Below are 20211 nucleotides of genomic sequence, written 5' to 3'. Positions count from 1 at the left end.
CGATCGTTCACGGATCGACGGCCCGCGTCGAGTCCTGCAGGTTCGGTGTCGAGCGCCACGGCGACGGCGTCGAGCGGGCTCGGATCGGCGAGCTATCGCGGGCTCAGCCTCGACGTGGGACGCAAGGCCTTCACGGCCGGCGCCGTCGTGCGGCTCATCGATCGCCTCAGCGAACTCGGGTTCACGGCCCTGCATCTGCACCTCACCGAGACCCACCGGGTCGGGGTGCGGCTGCCCGGCTTCGAGGAGCTCGCCGCGGAGGATGCCTGGGACGCGGACGATGCGGCCCGGATCGTCGAGGCGGCGGAGAGGGCCGGCATCGCCCTGGTGCCCGAGATCGACCTGCCCTCCCATGCCGCAGCCCTCCTCGTCGGGCGTGAGCATCTGCGGCTCGTGGACCGCCACGGCGTCGTGCACGAAGACAGGCTGGACATCTCGCAGCCCGAGGCGCTCACCTTCGCACTCGGACTGCTCGAGGCGGCCTCCGCGCTGTTCCCCGGAGACGCGATCCATCTCGGCGGAGACGAGTTCTTCGGTGCGCCCTGGGAGGACGACGATGCTCGAGACCCCGAGCGCTTCCCGGCCCTGGTGGAGCATGCCCGCACCGAGATCGGCCCCGATGCCACGGCGATGGACTCCTTCGCCCTGTTCATGAATGTTCTCGCGGCCTGGGCGCTCGAACAGGACCGAGTCCCGATGCTCTGGAACGACCACGTCGTCCCGGCAGCAGACGGGCCGCTGGTGCCGATCCGGACCGACGTGGTGCTCGACGTGTGGATCCGCTGGCGGGAGTGGACGCCGTCGGCGCAGGACTACCTTGACTCCGGCTATCGCCTGGTGAACTCGAACGGGGACCTGCTGTATTTCGTGCTCTCCGCGGACGGGGTCCCCGAGCCCCACGGCCGACGACGATTCGGGCTCCTCGAATCCGCGTTCGCCCCTCGCCGTTTCATGGGTCTCGCCGCGCAGAACCTCCATCACGATGTGCCGGAGGTGCCCGCCGGAGTTCCCGACACCGTCCTCGGCGCATCCATGTCCGTGTGGTGCGACAGCCCTGATGCCCTGGCGGAAGCTGAGATGTTCGAGCTCCTCGACACCTGGCTGGTGCCGTTCGCACGAGTGATGGGAGCGGAACGGCACCCGGTCCAGACCTGGCACTAATCCGGTTAAGTAGTTAGGGTCACAGCGGGCGCAGACGCCCTGCCCGTCGGGCACTGACCGATCATCGAACCGGAGGAGACCCCATGGCAACCATCACCCGCAGAAGGATGCTCGCGGGAGCGGGCGGCCTCGCTCTCGCAGGCTTCGGCACGGGAGCTCTCGCCGAGACAGCGCAGGCGGCTCGCTTCAAGGACCCGGGACGCACGACCTCCATCGCCTATATCGAGGTCAACGAGAATTCGCTGCTCAACGTGGGCGAGTACACGCTCGACGACGGGACTGCAGCCTTCGACATCGCCGTGATCTTCGCGGCGAACATCAACTACGACGGGGAGAACGCCTACCTGTCCTTCAACGAGAGCGTCCAGCACGTGCTGGACAACGCCGACACGATGGTGCGTCCGCTCCAGGAGATGGGCATCAAGGTCACCCTCTCCATCCTCGGCAACCACCAGGGAGCGGGTTTCGCGAATTTCCCGGACCGGCACGCCGCCGATCGCTTCGCCCAGCAGGTGGCGGCAGCCGTTCGACGCTACGGTCTCGACGGCGTCGATCTCGACGACGAGTGGGTGGAGTACGGAGAGAACGGGACGGGCCAGCCGAACGCCCACTCGTTCGTCCACCTCGTGCAGGCGATGCGGGCACGCATGCCCGCCTCACTGATCACCTTCTACGTGATCGGCCCTGCCGCTGAGAACACGGTGCATCACGGCCATCGGGTGGGGGACATGCTCGACTATGCGTGGAACCCCTACTACGGGACGTTCCAGGACTTCGAGGTGCCCGGTCTGCCCCGGTCGAGGTATGGGGCCGCAGCCGTGGACCTGGGCCCCGAGGGGGAGCCCACGCCGGAACTCGTCCGAGATCTCGCCACCAGGACGGCGGAGGGCGGCTACGGCGCTTTCGTGACCTACGAGCTGCAGGACGGCGACCAGTCCGAGCTCGTCTCAGCGTTCACCGAGCCGCTCTACGGCAGTCCGGCGCACGTCGGCTGAACAGTCCGGCGCACGCCACCTGAACAGTCCGGCGCACGTCGGCTGAGCAGCCCGGGGCACGCCACCTGCGCAGGGTGGTGGGGCGGGGATGAGACGTGCCGGCACACCGCGGCCCGGTCGCGCCGGCGTGAATCGTCGCGCCGAGATCGGCCCCGCACCCCGTGGAGGGCGGGGCCGATCGCCGGGAGGCGAACTCGCGTCGCTCAGGGTGCCGTGGGCGCGGCGTCCGACACGGTGCGGATCATGTTGTTGTATCCGTCCACGCGGGGGAAGTAGTCGATCTCGGTGGCTTCTTTCAGCCCCGACCACTTCTTCGTCGTGAACATCCCGCCTGCGCCGTTGGACTGCACCGGAATGTACGGTGCGTCGTCCGCGACGGCCTGCTGCAGCACCTGGCAGTATCCGATGATCGCGTCGACATCGTCCGGCGGTGTCGTGGTGATCGCCACGATCGCCTCCTCCGCTTCGTCCGGCATCTCCCATCGTCCGTAGTTGCCATCGGCGGTGTCGTCCCCGACCTCGAAGATCTTCGAGCGCTTGTACATCGTGAAGGCCTGGAATGCGCCCCCGGCGGCGTTGGTGGTCCACAGCGAGAGCTCGTAATCGCCCTTCGCCTGGGCGGGCCCGAACACATCAGGAGGAAGCGGCGTGAAGGCGATGTCCAGACCGAGGTTCTTCAACCACTGATCCACGATGATCGGCATCGTCGTCATCTCGGCAGGGTTGTCGTTCTGGATGTGGAGCTTCAGCGGGAACTCCTCGCCATCCTTCTCGAGGTTGCCGTTGTCGTTGACGGTCCAGCCGGCGTCGGCCAGCTCCTTCTTCGCGGCATCGACATCGGGCGTCATCGGGGCCTTGAACTCGTCCTTGAGCATCGTCTCGTAGATTCCGGTGTCCAGACCGGTGATCGAGGGGACCGTGTATGCGATGCCGGCGGCTTCAGCGACGATCCCCATGTCCGCGCCGGCCCGCAGGGCGCGGCGGACAGCCGGATCCTGAGTGGGTCCCTTGTGGGTGGCCATGATGATTCCGCGGGTCGAGCCGTCCGGATAGTAGAAGTACCCGTTGTGCTCCTCCATCGTCACGAAGTTCGAGACCACACCGGGTGCTCCGCCCTGGGCCCAGTCGACGTCTCCCTGCGTGATCTGAGATTCGATATTGCCTGCGGTTCCCGCAGGGACCAGGTGCACCTCGGCGAGGTCGGGATTGATCTCTCCCCAGTAGTCGTCCCGGATCGCGATCTCGATCTGCTGGCCGGCGAAATTCTTCAGCACGCCCGGACCGGTCCCGACCGGGTCCTTGTCCTGATAGTTCTCCCGATCGAGATCTCTGTAGATGTGCTCGGGGAAGATCGGGAAGTACAGCGAGAGCGGAAGATCCTCGGTGTACTGCGGCTCGTTGTAGGTGACGACGACGGTCATCTCATCGGGCGTCTCGATCGCCTTGGCGAGGAACGGCAGGTTCCCCTGCTCATCCGGCTCTGTGGATGGGTCCTCCAGCACGAAACCGTAGGTGAAAGCGACGTCCTTGGACGTGAACTTCTCACCATCGTTCCAGGTCACGTCGTCACGCAGGATGTAGGTGCATACCGTTCCCCCTTCGGTGTACTCGAAGCTCTTGCCCAGGTTCGGCACCAGAGCGGAACCGTCGGTCGACGAGATGCGGAACAGCGTCTCCCAGAACAGAGCGTTCCCCGGCGCCGAGTCGCCTCCGCCGAAGACATTGAAGTTCTCGGGGAAGACGTTCGAGGTCCCGACCACGGCCCCCACTCGCAGGATGCCGTCATTGTCGATGGTCCCTTCGGTGGAACGGGGCCCGGAGCCACCGGCGACATCGGAGTCGCCGCCACTCGAGGTTCCGGAGCCGCCGCAGGCTGCCAGGGTCGTCGCGGTGAGTGCGGTGGCACCCAGGCCGAAGAGGGAACGCCGGTTCACGGCGAAAGGGGTCGATCGTGGTGACATGGAACTACTACTCCTTCGTTGCAGTAACCGGGGGAACCCGGGGTCTGTGGTCACGACAGCCGCTCGTACTCCGAGGTGCTCTCCGCCTGCCAGCACTGGACCGTGTGGTCGTTCTCGGTGCTGCGGAACAGGGGGAGGTCCTCGGTGGTGCATTTCGGCATCGCCACAGGACATCTGTCCGCGAACCGACATCCCGTGATGTCGGAGCTGTTGTCGACGGGTCGGGCATCGAGGATCCGCTCGTGGGTCGGTTTGCCGGATCCCTTGTATCGAGCAGGATCCGGAGCCGCGCCGAGGAGGAGCTGCGTATAGGGGTGGACGGGAGCCGAGATGATGCTCTCGGTGGGCCCGGCCTCGACGACCTTGCCGCCGTACATGACGTGGATCCGGTCCGAGAGATACCGCGCGCTCGCGATGTCGTGCGTGATGTAGAGGACCGCGACGTTCTCGGACCGGCGCAGGTCACCGAGCAGGTTCAGGACATCGAGGCGGATGGAGGCATCCAGCATGGACGTGGGTTCGTCAGCGAGCAGGACGGCGGGATCGACGGCCAGCGCTCGGGCGATGGCGACTCGCTGCCTCTGGCCCCCGGAGAGATCGGTGGGGTACCGGTCGATGTAGCGAGCGGACGGCGTCATGTTCGCCTTCTCGAGCAGCTGCTCCGTGCGTTCGAGTATGCGTGCCCGCCCCAGCCGGGGGAAGTGGATCTTCACGACGCGGGAGACGATGGACCGGATCTTCTTCAGACCGTTCAACGACGCGAAGGGGTCCTGGTAGATCAGCTGGACGTGACGGTAGTAGGCGCGCTCCGCCCGCCCGCCACGCACCCGGATCGGCTTTCCGTCGAGCAGGATCTCGCCGGAGGTCGGTTTGTGGATCAGTGCGAAGATCCGCGCGATCGTGGTCTTTCCGGATCCGGACTCGCCGACCAGAGCAGAGATCTGTCCCCGGTGCAGGGTGAGGTCGACGCCGTCCAGGGCGCGGATCGTCACGGGGCGGCCGGCGCTGTCGGTCCCGGTGAAGTGGACGTGGACGTCCCGTGCCTCGAGGACGGGAACGGCCTCTCGGCTCGGCGAGGAGCGGGCCTCGCGGGGGTTCTCGGGCTGCGGCACCTTCTCGCTGGACGGGTGCGCGTGCAGGTCGGAGGTGTTCACAGGGCCTCGCCCTCCTCGTCGTGCCCGCCGTTGAGGGGCGGGTGCTGCTGAACCGCCAGCTCCTGTTCGCTGAGCTCACCATTGGTGAGGAAGCAGGCGCTGCGACCCTGGTCGATGTCCCGGAGCTCGGGGACCCGCTGGTGGCAGATGGGCATCGCGGCAGCACATCTCGGTGCGAAGGAGCAGCCAGGAGGCAGATCCAGGAGATCCGGTGGGGACCCGGGGATGCCGGAGAGACGACGCACCGGTTCGGACAGGGGCGGGAACGCATTGCGCAGCGCGCGAGTGTATGGATGCTTCGCGGTGCTGTGCAGACGTGCTGCGGTGCCGACCTCGACGACTTTGCCCCCGTACATGATGGCGATGCGATCGGAGATCTCCAGGAGCAGCGAGAGATCGTGGGTCACGAACACGACGGCGAAGCCCAGCCGCTCCTGCGCGGCGAGCACCTGGTCGAGGATCTGTCTCTGCATGACCACGTCGACCGCGGTGGTGGGCTCGTCCATCAGGACCAGATCCGGATCGCAGGCGAGGGAGAGCGCGATCAGGGCCCGCTGCTGCATCCCTCCGGAGAGCTGGAAGGGAAAGGCGGTCAGCCGGTCGGCGCTGATCCCCACCATGGTGAGAAGCTCGGCGGCTTGCGCGCGCGCTTCCGCCTGCCGGATTCGCGGATTGTGGGTGCGGATGACGTCCGTGAACTGTTCGCCGAGGCGGATCACGGGATTGAGGCTGGCCATGGCGGACTGCATGACGACAGAGATCTTCGTCCAGCGGTAGGCGGCCAGCTCGTCCTCGGTGAGGCCGACGAGATCGACGGGCTCGGTGCCATCGGTGGGATGGAATCTGATCTCGCCGGCGCTGGTCGCAGCCGGCATCCGCTGCAGCCGGCCGAGTGCGTTGAGCAGGGTGGACTTCCCGCTCGCGGACTCACCCGCCACACCGAGGATCTCGCCTCGGCGGAGGGTGAGATCGACGTCGTCGCATGCGCGGATGTTCCCCGCCTCGGTCACGTAGTCGACGCACAGCCCACGGACGTCGAGGAGCACGGGAGAGTCCTCGAGGCGGGAGATGATCTCCGCTTCCGTCTCCAGATGCTGCGGAACGGTGGTGAGGGTCATGACGCGGTCAGCTCCTTCTGGCTGTGCGAGCTCGTGGATCGAGCCTTCTCCCGCAGGAAGATGCGCATCAGCTTCATGCGCTTGCTGGACAGGGTCGGGTTGGTGATCTCATCGAGCCCGAAGTTCACCATCGTGGTGGCGAAGCCGATGAGGCACAGTGCGAGGCCGGGCGGGATGAACCACCACCACAGGCCTCGGAAGAGGGCGTTCTGCGTCATCGCCCAGTTGATCATCAGGCCCCACGAGGGCTCGGACGGATTCCCGATCCCCAGGAACGCCAGCGCCGCCTGCTGGTTGACGCCCGCGGCGATCAGGCCGAGGAACATCGGGGAGATGACCCCGAGCAGATGGGGCATCACCTCGACGAGGATGATCCTGGCGCGGGACTCGCCGACGGTGCGCAGGGCGGTGGTGAAATCGCGCCCTCGCAGACTCATCGTCTGGGCGCGGATCTGACGTGCTCCGCCTGCCCACTCGATACCGCCGATGACGATCGAGACCAGCAGCCAGTTGGCGTTCTGGAAGGCGGCGGCGACGATGAACAGCAGCGCGAAGGTCGGGAAGTTGCCGAACACGAGGATGGTGCCGTTGAGGAACCGATCCACGAAACCGCCGGAGAAGCCGGCCCATGCGCCGATCACGACCGTGAGGACGGTCCCGATGATCGCCGAGGCGAACCCCACCAGCATCGAGGTGCGCGTGCCATGGAGCATCCAGGCCAGGACGTCCTGGCCTTGGCTCGTGGTGCCGAGCCAATGCTCCGCGTCCGGTGGGCTGCCGGTCAGGTTCATGTAGTCGACCTGCTGGGGCGTCATCTCCAGCACTGTGCGGCTGAACCACGGTCCGAAGACGGCAGCCAGCGTGAACATGCCGATGATTGCCAGGCCGATCTGGACCTTCCCGATCAGGAGGAAGCGCTTGAGCATCTCACTTCACCTCCCGGGTGCGGGGATCGAGCAGGACGTATACGGAGTCGGCGATGAAGTTGAACAGCAGGGAGGCGAAGATGACCATCAGCATCACGCCCTGCATGACCGGGTAATCGCGGGCTGCCTGAGCGCCCGTGAGCAGCGAGCCGATGCCGGGGTAGACGAAGACCGTCTCGGCGAGGATCACCGCGGTGAGGGCTCCACCCATGCTCTGGGCGAGTCCCGTGAAGTTGGGCAGCAGGGCGTTGCGGGCGGCGTAGCGATTGCGGATCCGGTTCTCCCGCAGCCCCTTGGCTCGTGCGAGCTGCACGTAGTCCTCATTGACCGTCGTGATCATCATGTTGCGCATCGAGAACAGCCAACGAGCGAAGCCGACGATGATGAGTGTGAAGAACGGCAGGGCCCCGTGATACAGGACGGAGAGGAGGAAGTCCGGGCTGAGGAGGTTCTGAGGGAGCGAGTTGTTGTAGGCGCCCTGGTTGGGGAACCAGCCGTTCATGTAGGCGAGGTACCAGACGATGAGCAGTCCGAGCCAGAAGGCGGGGATCGAGCTGAAGAACATCGAGACCGGGGTGAGGATCGCGTCGAGTCGCCGGCCGGGCCTCCATCCGAGGCGGGCGCCGAGATAGGTGCCGACCATCCAGCCGAGCACCGTCGAGACGATCGCCAGGTACAGCGTCCACGGCAGCGCCCGGCCGATCAGCTCGTTGACGGAGATCGGGAAGTACTGCGCTGACTGGCCGAGATCTCCTTGGGCGAGCTGGGTGATGTAGTCCCAGAACTGCAGCAGGATCGAGCGGTCGGGGTCCCCGTAGCGTGCCTTGATCAGGCGCATCTGGTAGCCCGAGGGTGGAGCTCCGGTCCGGTTGGTGATGTCGCGGATCATCTGCGTGGCGGGATTGCCGGGCATGAAGCGCGGGAGGATGAAGTTCACCAGGATGCTCGCGAAGGCGACGATCAAGTACATCGTCAGACGTTGTCGCAGGTAGACCAGGCCGGCCAGGCGACTCGCGCGGGAACCGGACCGCGGGCGCTCTGGCGAGGAGCCTGCTGGGGGCTCGCCGGCGGGGGCGGCCGTCGGCTCTGCTTTCGCCAGGGCGTCCAAGGGTGCTGGCTCGGTCATGATCACCACCTTGTGAACGTGACGTGCTCGGGTTCCGAGCGATCGTCGATGATCGGTTGTCTCTGGTGACTTTAGCGGTTAACTTCTTCGCCAGGCGCCCCGTTACACACTCGTGACGAAACCGCGGTAAAACGTTTGGGTGCAGCGGCTCCGCAATGCTGCCGCGCTCGGCGCGCCGCCGTGATGGGGCGTGCCGCGTGGGCGTGCTGCGTACGGACTGGGCGTTCTGGAGGCCGCCTTCGAGGAGGGAGTGGTCGACGGAACCGCTGTGCACAACCCGTCATAGGGGGCGTGGCGGCTGGTGGGGTCGGGGGTCGGTGTGGACGGGTGTACCCGCAGACCGTGCGGATGGCAGGCGCGACGTGACGGACTTCCCTGAGGCCGGCGCGGTAAGAACTGGCTGAACATGCATGGTCCTGTATATACTTCCGGCATGACTTCCTCATCGGACGCCCCCGTCTCCACTGCCGGCGCCGCCGCCACCCGGGCGGGTCGCGCCGCGCGCCTGCCCCGTGTCGCCGTGGTCGGCGCGTCCGGATACGCCGGGGGGGAGACCCTGCGCCTGCTCTCGGCGCACCCGGGGGTCGAGATCGCCACCGTCGCCGCGCACTCGAGCGCGGGGAAGCGGCTGAGCGAGGTCGCTCCGCACATCGACCTCGGCCACGACCCGGTGCTGCAGGAGACCACGGTCGAGACACTCTCGGGTCATGACGTCGTGGTCCTCGCGCTGCCGCACGGGCAGTCCGGGCAGATCGCGGCCGCCCTGCGCGCCGAGGACCCGGACGTGCTCGTGCTCGACCTGGGAGCGGACCACCGGCTCGAGAGCGCCGAGGACTGGGCCGAGTACTACCGCAGCGAGCACTCCGGCACGTGGACCTACGGGATGCCCGAGCTCCCGCTGGCGGACGGCACCCGCCAGCGGGACCAGATCGTCGGCTCTCGGGAGATCGCGGTGCCCGGCTGCAACGCCACGGCAGTCTCCCTCGCCCTGGCTCCGCTGGTGCGCGCCGGTCTCGTCGACGCCTCCCGGCTGAGCGCCGTGCTCCCGGTCGGCTACTCCGGGGCCGGCCGGTCGGCCAAGCAGCACCTGCTGTTCGCGGAGGCCTCCGGAAGCGCTGCCCCCTACGCCGTCGGCGGCAGCCACCGCCATGTGCCCGAGGTGCTGCAGAACCTTCGTCGTGCCTCGGGCGCGGAGGGCCTGCGCCTCACCTTCACCCCGGTCCTGGTGCCGATGAGCCGCGGCATCCTCGCCGTCGTGAACGCCCCGGTCCCCGACGGCACCACCACCGCGGATCTGCTCGCGGCGCTCAGCGCGGACTACGCCGAGGAGCGCTTCCTCACCGTGCTGCCCGAGGGCGTCTTCCCCACGACCGGCGAGGTCGCCGGGGCGAACGTGATCCGTCTGGGCGCGGCCGTGGACCGCCACAGCGGCCAGGCCACCGTGATCGCCGCGATCGACAACCTGGTCAAGGGCACCGCTGGCGCGGCCATCCAGTCGATGAACCTCGCGCTCGGCCTGCCCGAGGGCACCGGCCTGTCGCGCACCGCGCTCGCTCCCTGAGCCACCGGATCGGCCGCGGCCCGTCCCGTCGGGACCCGTCGGCCGCTCCTCGTGCCCACGCGCGGTCCGCGTCGTGCCCGCGCTCCGCCCCGATCCCGCCCACGTCTTCGCCTTCACGCTTCCCCCGCCGTTCCCCCAGGAGCCCCACATGACCATCACCCGCCCTCGCGGCTTCCGGGCCGTCGGCCTCGTCGCCGGCATCAAGTCCAGCGGCGCGGAGGACCTCGCCCTCGTCGTCAACGACGGGCCGCGCGACACCGCCGCCGCCGTCTTCACCTCGAACCGGGTGCAGGCCGCGCCGGTGGTCTGGTCCCGCCAGGCCGTGGCCGACGGCCGCGCCCGCACCGTGGTCCTGAACTCCGGCGGCGCCAACGCCTGCACCGGGCCCGACGGCTTCGCCGACACCCACCGCACGGCGGAGCATCTCTCCGGGCTCCTCGGCATCTCCGCCCAGGACGTGCTGGTCTGCTCGACCGGCCTGATCGGGGAGCGGCTGCCGATGGATCCGCTGCTGGCCGGGATCACCGCCGCGACCGAGCAGCTCTCCTCCGGTGACGAGGCCGATGCCGCCGCGTCCCGCGCGATCATGACCACGGATTCGGTGCCGAAGACCGCCGAGGCCACCACCGCCTCCGGCGTGGTCGTCGGCGGGATGGCGAAGGGTGCGGGCATGCTCGCGCCACAGCTCGCCACGATGCTCGTCGTGCTCACCACGGACGCGGACGTCGACGCCGCCACGGCCGACGCTGCCCTGCGCGGCGCGACCGCGACGACCTTCGACCGGGTCGACTCCGACGCCTGCATGTCCACCAACGACACCGTGATCCTGCTGGCCTCCGGTGCGAGCGGCATCGCCGTGGAGGCCGATGAGCTCGCAGAGGCCGTGCGCGCCGTCAGCGCGGATCTCGCCCGCCAGCTGGTGGCCGACGCCGAGGGTGCGAGCCACGACGTCCACGTCGTCGTCCGGTCCGCGACCACCGAGCAGGCGGCGCTCGCCGTGGCCCGCGAGATCGCCCGTTCCAACCTGGTCAAGGCCGCGATCTTCGGCAACGACCCGAACTGGGGGCGCATCGTCGCCGCCGCGGGCTGCGTGCCCGAGGCCGTCGCCCCCTTCGACGTCGACCACCTGTCGGTCACCGTCAACGGCGTCGAGGTGTGCCGCGCCGGCGGTGCGCACCGCGACCGCTCCGAGGTGGACATGACCCCGCGTGAGACCCTCATCGAGGTCGACCTCGGCGCCGGCTCCGCGACCGGCGACATCTGGACCAACGACCTCACCCACGACTACGTCGAAGAGAACAGCGCCTACTCCTCATGAACAGCTCTCCCACCGGGAAGAACCCGCTCGCCGAGCTCACGACCGCCCAGGCGGACGCCCGTGCGAAGTCCGAGATCCTCATCGAGGCGCTGCCCTGGATGCAGCGCTTCATGGGGAAGATCGTCGTGGTCAAGTACGGCGGCAACGCGATGATCGACGACGACCTGCGGCGTGCCTTCGCCGCCGACATGGTCTTCATGCGCCATGCCGGCATTCACGTGGTCGTCGTCCACGGCGGCGGCCCGCAGATCAACGCGATGCTGCAGCGCGTGGGCGTGGACAGCGAGTTCCGCGGTGGCCTGCGGGTGACCGACGCCGAGACGATGGACATCGTCCGCATGGTGCTGGTGGGCCAGGTGGGCCGTGAGCTCGTGGGCCTGGTCAACGAGCACGGCCCCTACGCGATCGGGATGTCCGGTGAGGACGCCCGGTTGTTCTCGGCCCGTCGGCGGGGCACGGTGGTCGACGGCGAGGAGCTCGACCTCGGGCACGTCGGCGCCGTCACCCAGGTGCGGCCCGAGTCCATCCAGGATCTGCTGGACGCCGGCCGCATCCCGGTGGTCTCGTCGATCGCCCCGGAGATCGACGAGAACGGCCGCCCCACCGGCGCCGTGCTGAACATCAACGCCGATCTCGCCGCCGCTGCTCTCGCCGCCGGGCTGGACGCCGAGAAGCTCGTCGTCCTCACCGACGTCGAGGGGCTCTACGGTGACTGGCCGGATCGCGACTCCCTGATCCCCGAGGTCTCCGCGAGCGAGCTGCGGGCCATGCTGCCCTCGCTCACCGCCGGGATGATCCCCAAGGCGGAGTCGCTGCTGGACGCGGTCGACGCCGGGGTGCGCACGGCCGCGATGATCGACGGAAGGATCGAGCACGCAGTGCTGCTCGAGGTGTTCACCGCCAAGGGTGTGGGCACGATGGTGAGGAGGGACGACTATGTCTGAGGAAACGTCTGAGCAGGGAACGACCGCCCCCGTCGAGGGCCTCGACACCCGGTACCGCGACGCCCTGCTGCCCGTGTTCGGCACGCCGCAGAAGATCCTCGCCCGCGGCGAGGGCGTGCGCGTCTGGGACACCGACGGCACGGAGTACCTCGACCTGCTCGCCGGCATCGCGGTGAACACTCTGGGCCACGCCCATCCGGCGATCCTCTCCGCGCTGAGCAAACAGGCCGAGACCCTCGGCCACGTCTCGAACTTCTTCGCGAGCGCTCCGCAGATCGAGCTCGCCGAGAAGCTGCTGGACCTGGCCGAGGCGCCCGCCGGCTCCGCCGTGTTCTTCGCGAACTCGGGCACCGAGGCTAACGAGGCGGCCTTCAAGCTCGCCCGCCGCACCGGACGACCGCGCATCCTCGCGCTGTCGAACTCCTTCCACGGCCGCACCATGGGTGCGCTCGCACTCACCGCGAAGGAGGCCTACCGGGCACCCTTCGAGCCCCTGCCCGGCGGCGTCGAGTTCGTGCCGGCCGGTGACGTGGAGGCGCTCGCCGCGGCCCTCGCTCCCGGGGACGTCGCCGCTGTGTTCGCCGAGCCCATCCAGGGCGAGGCGGGAGTGCAGCCGCTGGGCACCGAGTACCTGCAGGCGCTGCGTCGCCTCACCCGCGAGCACGGCACCCTGCTGATCCTCGACGAGGTCCAGACCGGCATCGGTCGCACCGGTCACTGGTTCGCCCACCAGGCGGTCCCGCACGTCCAGCCCGACGTGATGACTCTTGCCAAGGGTCTCGGCGGCGGGTTCCCGATCGGCGCCATGGTCACCTTCGGCCAGGAGGTCCATGACCTCCTGGAGCCGGGCCAGCACGGCACCACTTTCGGCGGCAATCCGCTGGCCTGCGCGGTGGGCCTCGCCGTGCTCGGCACGATGTGGGAGGAGGATCTGCTCTCGCACGTGCGCACGGTGGGCGCCCAGTTCTCGGCCGACGTGCTCGCCCTCGACCACCCTCTGGTCACCGAGGTGCGCGGGGCGGGCCTGCTGCTCGGCATCGGGCTGGATGCCCCGATCGCCCAGCAGGTCGCCGCTGCGGCCCTCGAGGCCGGTTTCATCGTCAACGCCCCGAATCCGTCGACGCTGCGGCTGGCGCCCGCGCTGATCATCACGCAGGCGGATCTGGACACGTTCGTCGCCGCCCTGCCCGGACTGCTCGGGGCTGCGGCTCCCGAAGGAGAGAACTGATATGCCCCGCCACTTCCTGCGCGACGACGACCTCAGCCCTGCCGAGCAGAAGGAGGTCCTCGCGCTCGCCCTCGAGCTCGCCGAGGATCGCTTCGCCCAGCGGCCGCTCGAGGGCCCTCGCACCGTCGCGGTCCTGTTCGACAAGTCCTCGACCCGCACGCGGGTCTCCTTCGCGACCGGGGTGGCCGAGCTCGGCGGCAGCCCCCTCGTGATCGACGCCGGCTCCAGTCAGCTGGGACGTGGCGAGTCCGTCGCGGACACCACCCAGGTGCTGACCCGCATGGTCTCCGCGATCGTGTGGCGCACCTTCGGGCAGGAGCGGATCGAGGAGATGGCGGCGCACGCCACCGTGCCCGTCGTCAACGCCCTGACCGACGAGTTCCATCCCTGCCAGATCCTCGCCGACCTGCAGACCATCGCCCAGCACACCGGCGGTCTGGCCGAGGGTGAGGCGGCGCTCGCCGGCCGGTCGATGGCCTATCTCGGCGACGGGGCGAACAACATGTCCCACTCCTACCTGCTCGGCGGCGCGACCGCCGGGATGGATGTGCGGATCGGCGCCCCCGCCTCCCATCACCCCGATCCCGAGGTGCTCGCCCGGGCCGAGGAGATCGCCGCGGCCACGGGCGGCAGCATCACCGTGACCGAGGACCCGCGCGAGGCCGTCGCCGGGGCCACCGCCGTCATCACCGACACCTGGGTGTCGATGGGGCAGGAGGGCGAGGACGGTCGGGGCGAGGAGACCTTCTCCCCGTACCAGGTCACCGACGAGCTCATGGAGCTCTCCGGCGGCGTCTTCCTGCACTGCCTGCCCGCGTACCGGGGCAAGGAGGTGGCCGCGTCGGTCATCGACGGTCCCACCTCGGTGGTCTGGGACGAGGCGGCGAACCGCCTGCACGCCCAGAAGGCGCTGCTGGCCTGGCTCCTCACGCATCCCGACGAGCGGACTGCGGAGCATGCCGTGCCGCTCGAGGGCCGACGATGAGCGATCAGCGGCGGGCCCTCGCGCAGACCAAGACCTCCCGGCAGCAGCGCATCGTGCAGGTGCTGACCCACCAGGAGGTCTCCTCCCAGTCGCAGCTCGCGCAGCTGCTGACCGCGGAGGGGATCGAGGTCACGCAGGCCACGCTGTCCCGGGATCTGGTCGAGCTTCAGGCGGAGAAGGTGCGCGGCTCCGCGGGCAGCCTGGTCTACCGGCTGCCTCCCGAGGGCGGCACGGCTCGTCCCGCCGGACCGCCGGCCGAGAACGAGCTGCTCGAGGCCCGCCTGCCGCGTCTGGCCGAGGGACTTCTCGTCTCCGCGGAGGCGAGCGGGAACCTCGTGGTGGTGCGCACGCCCCCGGGAGGTGCGCAGTATCTCGCCTCGGCCATGGACAGATCGGTCATGCCCGATGTCCTCGGTACGATCGCGGGGGACGACACCGTGCTGCTCGTCGCCCGGGATCCCTCGGGCGGGGACCGGCTCGCCGCCCGTCTGCTGGACCTGGCCGACGGCCGACGGGACGCCGCCGAGGCAGCGACCCCCGAGTCGGAGGCCGCGGCCCGGCCTCACCGCACGGAGCCGCCGCACCCGCCTCGGTAGCTCGGCACAGACCTGCACCGACCAGCACCGACCAGCACAGACCAGCGCAGACCAGCATCGACCAATACGGACCTGCACGACCTGACCGGACAGTTTTCCCTCCCGGCGCCGGCCCTGCCGCGCCCCGCACGACCCATCGAACTCGACTAGGAGCACTCTCGTGACCGAACGCATCGTCCTCGCCTACTCCGGCGGACTCGACACCTCCGTGGCCATCGGCTGGATCCACGACGCCACCGGCGCCGACGTCATCGCCTGCGCGGTGGACGTCGGCCAGGGCGGCGAGGACCTCGAGGTCATCCGCCAGCGCGCCCTGGACTGCGGCGCCGTCGAGGCCTACGTGGCCGACGCCCGCGACGAGTTCGCCGAGGAGTACTGCATGGCAGCCCTCAAGGCCAACTCGCTGTACATGGACGCCTACCCGAACGTCTCGGCGATCTCCCGCCCGGTGATCACCAAGCACCTGGTGAAGGCCGCCAAGAAGTTCGGCGCCACCACCGTCGCCCACGGCTGCACGGGCAAGGGCAACGACCAGGTGCGCTTCGAGGTCTCGATCACCTCGCTCGCTCCGGAGCTGAAGTGCATCGCACCGGTGCGCGACCTCGCCCTGACCCGCGACAAGGCGATCGAGTACGCCGAGCGCAAGGGCCTGCCCATCGAGACCACGAAGCACAACCCGTTCTCGATCGACCAGAACGTGTGGGGCCGCGCCATCGAGACCGGCTTCCTCGAGGACATCTGGAACGAGCCCACCAAGGACATCTTCAGCTACACCGACGACCCGGCGTTCCCGCCGGTCGCCGACGAGGTCGTCATCTCCTTCGAGCGCGGCGTCCCCGTCGCGATCGACGGCCGCCCGGTCACCCCGCTCGAGGCCATCCAGGAGATGAACCGTCGCGCCGGCGCCCAGGGCATCGGCCGCATCGACATCGTCGAGGACCGCCTGGTGGGCATCAAGTCCCGCGAGGTCTACGAGGCCCCCGGTGCGATGGCCCTGATCACCGCGCACCAGGAGCTGGAGCGCGTCACTCTCGAGCGCGAGCAGGCCCGCTTCAAGCGGACCGTCGGCGATCGCTGGTCCGACCTGGTCTACGACGGCCAGTGGTTCTCGCCGCTGAAGAAGTCCCTGGACGCCTTCATCGACGACACCCAGCTGTACGTGAACGGCGACATCCGCATGGTGCTGCACGGCGGTCGCGCCACCGTGACCGGACGTCGCTCGGAGACGGGCCTGTACGACTTCAACCTCGCCACGTACGACGAGGGCGACACCTTCGACCAGGGCAGCGCCCGCGGCTTCATCGACATCTACGGCCTGGCCGCGAAGCAGGCTGCGGCCCGCGACGTCACGTTCGGCAACGGCGAGGACCTCTCGACCGCCGACGGGGAGGACGCATGACCTCGGACGGCACCGTCCCGGGCGTGAACGGCGCGGCCGGCGCGAACGGCGCGGTCGACGGCGTCCCGACGCCGGGCGACGTCTCGGCGGCGCAGGAGCGCGCCTCGCTGTGGGGCGGACGCTTCGGCACCGGTCCGGCGGCGGCGCTCGCCGCGCTCTCGAAGTCCACGCACTTCGACTGGCGCCTGGCGCAGTACGACCTGCGGGGCTCCAAGGCCCACGCGAACGTGCTGCACACCGCCGGTCTGCTGACCGACGACGAGCTGACGGGGATGCAGGACGCCCTGGACCAGCTCGCCGCGGACGTCGCCTCCGGCGATTTCGTCGCCGCTCCCGATGACGAGGACGTGCACACCGCCCTCGAGCGGGGGCTCATCGAGCGGGCCGGGGGAGACCTCGGGGGCAAGCTGCGCGCCGGTCGCTCCCGCAACGACCAGATCGCCACCCTGATCCGCCTGTTCCTCCGCGATCGTGCCCGCACCGTCGGCGACCAGGTCCTGGACCTGGTCGACGTGCTCCTGGCCCGCGCCGTCGAGGTCCACGGGGTGCCGATGCCGGGGCGCACGCATCTCCAGCACGCCCAGCCCCTGCTGCTGAGCCACCACCTGCTGGCCCATGCCTGGCCGCTGCTGCGTGACGTGGAGCGGCTGCGGGACCTGGACCGTCGGGCGGCGGTCTCGCCCTACGGCTCCGGTGCGCTCGCCGGATCGAGCCTGGGCCTGGATCCGCAGGCCGTCGCGGCCGAGCTCGGCTTCGACGACTCGGTGTGGAACTCGATCGACGGGACCGCCTCGCGGGACCTGACCGCGGAGTTCTCCTTCGTCCTGGCGATGATCGGCATCGACCTGTCACGCCTGGCCGAGGAGGTCATCCTGTGGAACACGAAGGAGTTCTCGTTCATCACCCTGGACGACTCCTTCTCCACCGGCTCGTCGATCATGCCGCAGAAGAAGAACCCGGACATCGCCGAGCTCGCGCGCGGCAAGGCCGGACGCATCGTCGGCGACCTGGTCGGGCTGCTGACCACGCTGAAGGCGCTGCCGCTCGCGTACAACCGCGATCTGCAGGAGGACAAGGAGCCGGTCTTCGACCAGGTCGACTCCCTGGACCTGGTGCTGCCGGCGTTCACCGGGATGATGGCCACGCTCGTGTTCCACACCGAGCGCATGGCGGAGCTGGCGCCGCAGGGATTCTCGCTGGCCACCGACATCGCCGATCACCTGGTGCGCCAGGGCGTGCCCTTCCGCCAGGCCCACGAGATCTCGGGCGCCTGCGTGAAGGTCGCGGAGGATCAGGACAAGGAGCTGTGGGACCTCACGGACGCCGAGTTCGCCGAGATCTCCGAGCACCTGGACTCCACCGTGCGCGAGGTGCTCACCGTGGACGGCTCGATCGCCTCGCGCGACGCCAAGGGCGGAACCGCTCCGGCGCGCGTGGCCGAGCAGGAGCAGGCGGTCTCCGAGACCCTCACCGCACTGCGGGCCTTCACCCGCGAGCAGTGAGCTGATCCCGTCGGTGCCGGGCCCGTGAGCCCGACCGCCGGACCAGGTACCCGAGCTGCGGCCGACGACCCCTGAGGTCGTCGGCCGCAGCTCCGTCCGGACGTCGTCCCGTGGTCCGAACCTGCCGCGCGAGCGCCGATCTGTGACAATGACGCACGACGCTCTTCCCGAGCGTCGTTGATCCGGCTGCCGCGCCGACGACCCGTCGGCCCGCAGCCTCACCGAATCCGGCACACCGTGCCCCGCAGAGAGGAAACTGATCGATGCAGACCGTCCTGGACGAGCTCGCCTGGCGAGGACTCGTCGTGCAGACCACCGGGCGTGAGGCGCTCGGCAGCGCTCTGGCGGACGGACCGATCAGCCTGTATTGCGGCTTCGACCCGACTGCCGCCTCCCTGCACGTCGGTCACCTGACCCAGGTGCTCACCATGCGCCGCTTCCAGCTCGCCGGGCACAAGCCCTACGCTCTCGTGGGCGGTGCGACCGGACTCATCGGTGATCCCCGCATGTCGGGGGAGCGGGTGCTGAACGACGAGAGCGTCGTCGCCGGCTGGGTGGGGACCCTGCGGGACCAGATCTCGCGTTTCCTCGACCTGGACGGTGAGTTCGGCGTGCAGATGGTCAACAACCTCGACTGGATCGGGGGGATGAGCGCGCTGGAGTTCCTGCGCGACATCGGCAAGCACTACCGCATGGGCACCATGCTCGCGAAGGAGACCGTCGCGCGTCGCCTCTCGAGCGATGAGGGCATCAGCTACACCGAGTTCAGCTACCAGGTGCTCCAGGGGCTGGACTTCCTCGAGCTGAACCGCCGCCACGGGGTCTCGCTCCAGTTCGGCGGGAACGACCAGTGGGGCAACCTGCTCTCGGGCGTCGACCTGATCCATAAGGTGGAGGGGAAGGACGCCCATGCGCTGACGACGCCGCTGGTCACCAAGGCGGACGGCCAGAAGTTCGGCAAGAGCGAGGGCGGCGCGGTGTGGCTCGATCCCGAGCTCACCAGCCCGTACGCCTTCCACCAGTTCTGGCTGAACGCCGCCGACGCGGACGTCGTGAACTACCTGCGGTACTTCTCGTTGCGCGGCCAGGACGAGATCGCCGAGCTCGAGCAGGCGACCATCGAGGCCTCCCACCAGCGTGCTGCGCAGCGTGCCCTGGCCGATGAGCTGACCACGCTGGTCCACGGCGAACAGGCCACTGCCCAGGCGACGGCCGCCGCCGCCGTGCTGTTCGGGCGCGGGGACGTGCGCGAGCTCGACGAGTCCACGGTCGTCTCGATCTCCCGGGAGCTCCCCACCGCGCAGCTGGCTCCGACCTCGCCCCTGGTGGACGCCTTCGTGGAGTCGGGGATCGTGCAGTCCAAGGGTGCCGCGCGTCGCGGGGCCGACGAAGGGGGCCTCTCGGTCAACGGACAGAAGGTCTCCGCCGACGACCTGTCCCAGGAGATCGGGGATCTCGACGCCCTTCCGGGTCGACACCTGCTCCTGCGCCGCGGCCGCAAGAACGCCGCCATGGTCCGCCTCGACGGCTGACCATGACGCCCGTCGAACGCCCCGGTATCCCTGCATCAGGGAGGCCGGGGCGTTCTGCGTCGTCCCGGCGCGAGCGCGGCGGAGCGGGTCGTGCCGGCTCTCGGGCGAGCACGAGCGCGCCCCCGCAGAGCTGCGGGAAGCCCGCCCTGCTCTCTCGGGACGCCCGCAGCGCGTGTAAATGCCATGGGCGAGTACCGCGCAGCAACTCCTCGTGACCCCACTCTCAAACGTGGATCACATCAGCACTCCGGAGCGCTTTCCCAGAGACCAGAAACGCGCAGTGACCTGCAGTGATGGTGCTTGTCGGTGCTGTCGAACCGGACGATTTCCGGGTTTGCCCGCCGGGCCGGTGGCGCGTAATGTTCTTTCTTGTCAGCAGCGAGGACGCAGACGCGAAAGGCCGAGAGGTTCCCCCGGGAGCAGCGGCACGGAGCGGATGAGGAGACGCTGAAGACCCGGACTCCCGGGAAACCAGGAGAACGGCCGTGACCAGCTCACTGGGACGATCGCATAGCGATCCGACCGAGGCGCAGGACACACGGAGCGGAGTTGGACCGGACCGCGAAGATCTGCTAGAGTAGTGACTCGCGCCGGGCCGACGAAGACAAGTAGTCGCCCGCCGGTTGATCCGGAAGGCGCACCCGAGCCTCTGACTCACGCCGCTGATAGCGGCGAGATGACGATGTGCGCGTGTTGTTTGATATC

The 20211-nt window shown here is 69.0% G+C and carries 16 protein-coding genes; 11 read left to right on the top strand and 5 right to left on the bottom strand.

Translation table 11 applies throughout. The features are described 5' to 3' along the window. Positions 1-45 precede the first annotated feature (45 nt). Positions 46-1161, top strand: a complete 1116-nt coding sequence (locus tag CIK71_RS12030) for a family 20 glycosylhydrolase (protein ID WP_096165923.1) — start codon at positions 46-48, stop codon at positions 1159-1161. An 83-nt stretch (positions 1162-1244) separates the two neighbouring features. Further along, entirely contained in the window at positions 1245-2156 is a 912-nt protein-coding gene (locus CIK71_RS12025; protein ID WP_096165922.1) for an endo-beta-N-acetylglucosaminidase H, read from the top strand. 203 nt (positions 2157-2359) lie between these two features. Here CIK71_RS12025 and CIK71_RS12020 read toward each other — a convergent pair whose 3' ends face one another. The 5 genes from CIK71_RS12020 to CIK71_RS12000 are packed head-to-tail and all read right to left on the bottom strand — an operon-like array spanning position 2360 to position 8441. Continuing rightward, positions 2360-4117: an ABC transporter substrate-binding protein gene (locus CIK71_RS12020; RefSeq protein ID WP_096165921.1), complete on the bottom strand. Its 1758-nt coding sequence runs from the start codon at positions 4115-4117 to the stop codon at positions 2360-2362. Between the two features lie 50 nt (positions 4118-4167). Then, positions 4168-5271 carry an ABC transporter ATP-binding protein gene (locus CIK71_RS12015; RefSeq protein WP_245857533.1) on the bottom strand — a complete coding sequence of 368 codons (1104 nt, stop codon included), beginning with the start codon at positions 5269-5271 and terminating at the stop codon, positions 4168-4170. Then, positions 5268-6389, bottom strand: a complete 1122-nt coding sequence (locus CIK71_RS12010; RefSeq protein ID WP_096165920.1) for an ABC transporter ATP-binding protein — start codon at positions 6387-6389, stop codon at positions 5268-5270. Before CIK71_RS12010 ends, CIK71_RS12015 begins: the two co-directional genes overlap by 4 nt. After that, a complete protein-coding gene (locus CIK71_RS12005; RefSeq protein WP_096165919.1) occupies positions 6386-7315 on the bottom strand; it encodes an ABC transporter permease in 930 nt (309 codons plus the stop codon). The genes CIK71_RS12010 and CIK71_RS12005 overlap by 4 nt, the downstream gene beginning before the upstream one ends. Position 7316: 1 nt before the next feature. Then, the gene (locus CIK71_RS12000; protein WP_096165918.1) at positions 7317-8441 is read right to left on the bottom strand and encodes an ABC transporter permease; all 1125 of its coding nucleotides are present in this window, start codon (positions 8439-8441) and stop codon (positions 7317-7319) included. 433 nt (positions 8442-8874) lie between these two features. Here CIK71_RS12000 and argC point away from each other — a divergent pair, with 433 nt between their 5' ends. From argC to tyrS, 9 genes are all read left to right on the top strand, one after another. Continuing rightward, positions 8875-10002, top strand: a complete 1128-nt coding sequence (gene argC, locus CIK71_RS11995) for an N-acetyl-gamma-glutamyl-phosphate reductase (RefSeq protein ID WP_338022876.1) — start codon at positions 8875-8877, stop codon at positions 10000-10002. A gap of 148 nt (positions 10003-10150) precedes the next feature. Further along, the gene (gene argJ / locus CIK71_RS11990; RefSeq protein ID WP_096165916.1) at positions 10151-11320 is read left to right on the top strand and encodes a bifunctional glutamate N-acetyltransferase/amino-acid acetyltransferase ArgJ; all 1170 of its coding nucleotides are present in this window, start codon (positions 10151-10153) and stop codon (positions 11318-11320) included. Next, positions 11317-12264: an acetylglutamate kinase gene (argB, locus tag CIK71_RS11985; protein WP_096165915.1), complete on the top strand. Its 948-nt coding sequence runs from the start codon at positions 11317-11319 to the stop codon at positions 12262-12264. Before argJ ends, argB begins: the two co-directional genes overlap by 4 nt. After that, positions 12257-13492: an acetylornithine transaminase gene (locus tag CIK71_RS11980; protein WP_096165914.1), complete on the top strand. Its 1236-nt coding sequence runs from the start codon at positions 12257-12259 to the stop codon at positions 13490-13492. Before argB ends, CIK71_RS11980 begins: the two co-directional genes overlap by 8 nt. Position 13493: 1 nt before the next feature. Then, complete coding sequence (gene argF / locus CIK71_RS11975; protein WP_096165913.1) at positions 13494-14477, top strand: ornithine carbamoyltransferase; 984 nt, start codon at positions 13494-13496, stop codon at positions 14475-14477. Beyond that, complete coding sequence (locus CIK71_RS11970) at positions 14474-15073, top strand: arginine repressor (RefSeq protein WP_096165912.1); 600 nt, start codon at positions 14474-14476, stop codon at positions 15071-15073. The genes argF and CIK71_RS11970 overlap by 4 nt, the downstream gene beginning before the upstream one ends. A 160-nt stretch (positions 15074-15233) precedes the next feature. Further along, positions 15234-16472: an argininosuccinate synthase gene (locus CIK71_RS11965; protein ID WP_096165911.1), complete on the top strand. Its 1239-nt coding sequence runs from the start codon at positions 15234-15236 to the stop codon at positions 16470-16472. Continuing rightward, positions 16469-17974, top strand: a complete 1506-nt coding sequence (gene argH, locus CIK71_RS11960; RefSeq protein WP_096165910.1) for an argininosuccinate lyase — start codon at positions 16469-16471, stop codon at positions 17972-17974. Before CIK71_RS11965 ends, argH begins: the two co-directional genes overlap by 4 nt. Positions 17975-18237: 263 nt before the next feature. Next, positions 18238-19506, top strand: coding sequence for a tyrosine--tRNA ligase (gene tyrS, locus CIK71_RS11955; protein ID WP_096165909.1), 1269 nt, complete (start codon positions 18238-18240; stop codon positions 19504-19506). Positions 19507-20211: the final 705 nt, after the last annotated feature.

The sequence above is a fragment of the Brachybacterium alimentarium genome (genome assembly GCF_002332425.1).
Taxonomy (GTDB): Bacteria; Actinomycetota; Actinomycetes; order Actinomycetales; family Dermabacteraceae; genus Brachybacterium; species Brachybacterium alimentarium.
Note: the sequence above shows the minus strand (reverse complement) of the source record. Positions and strands in the feature narration are given on the sequence as shown.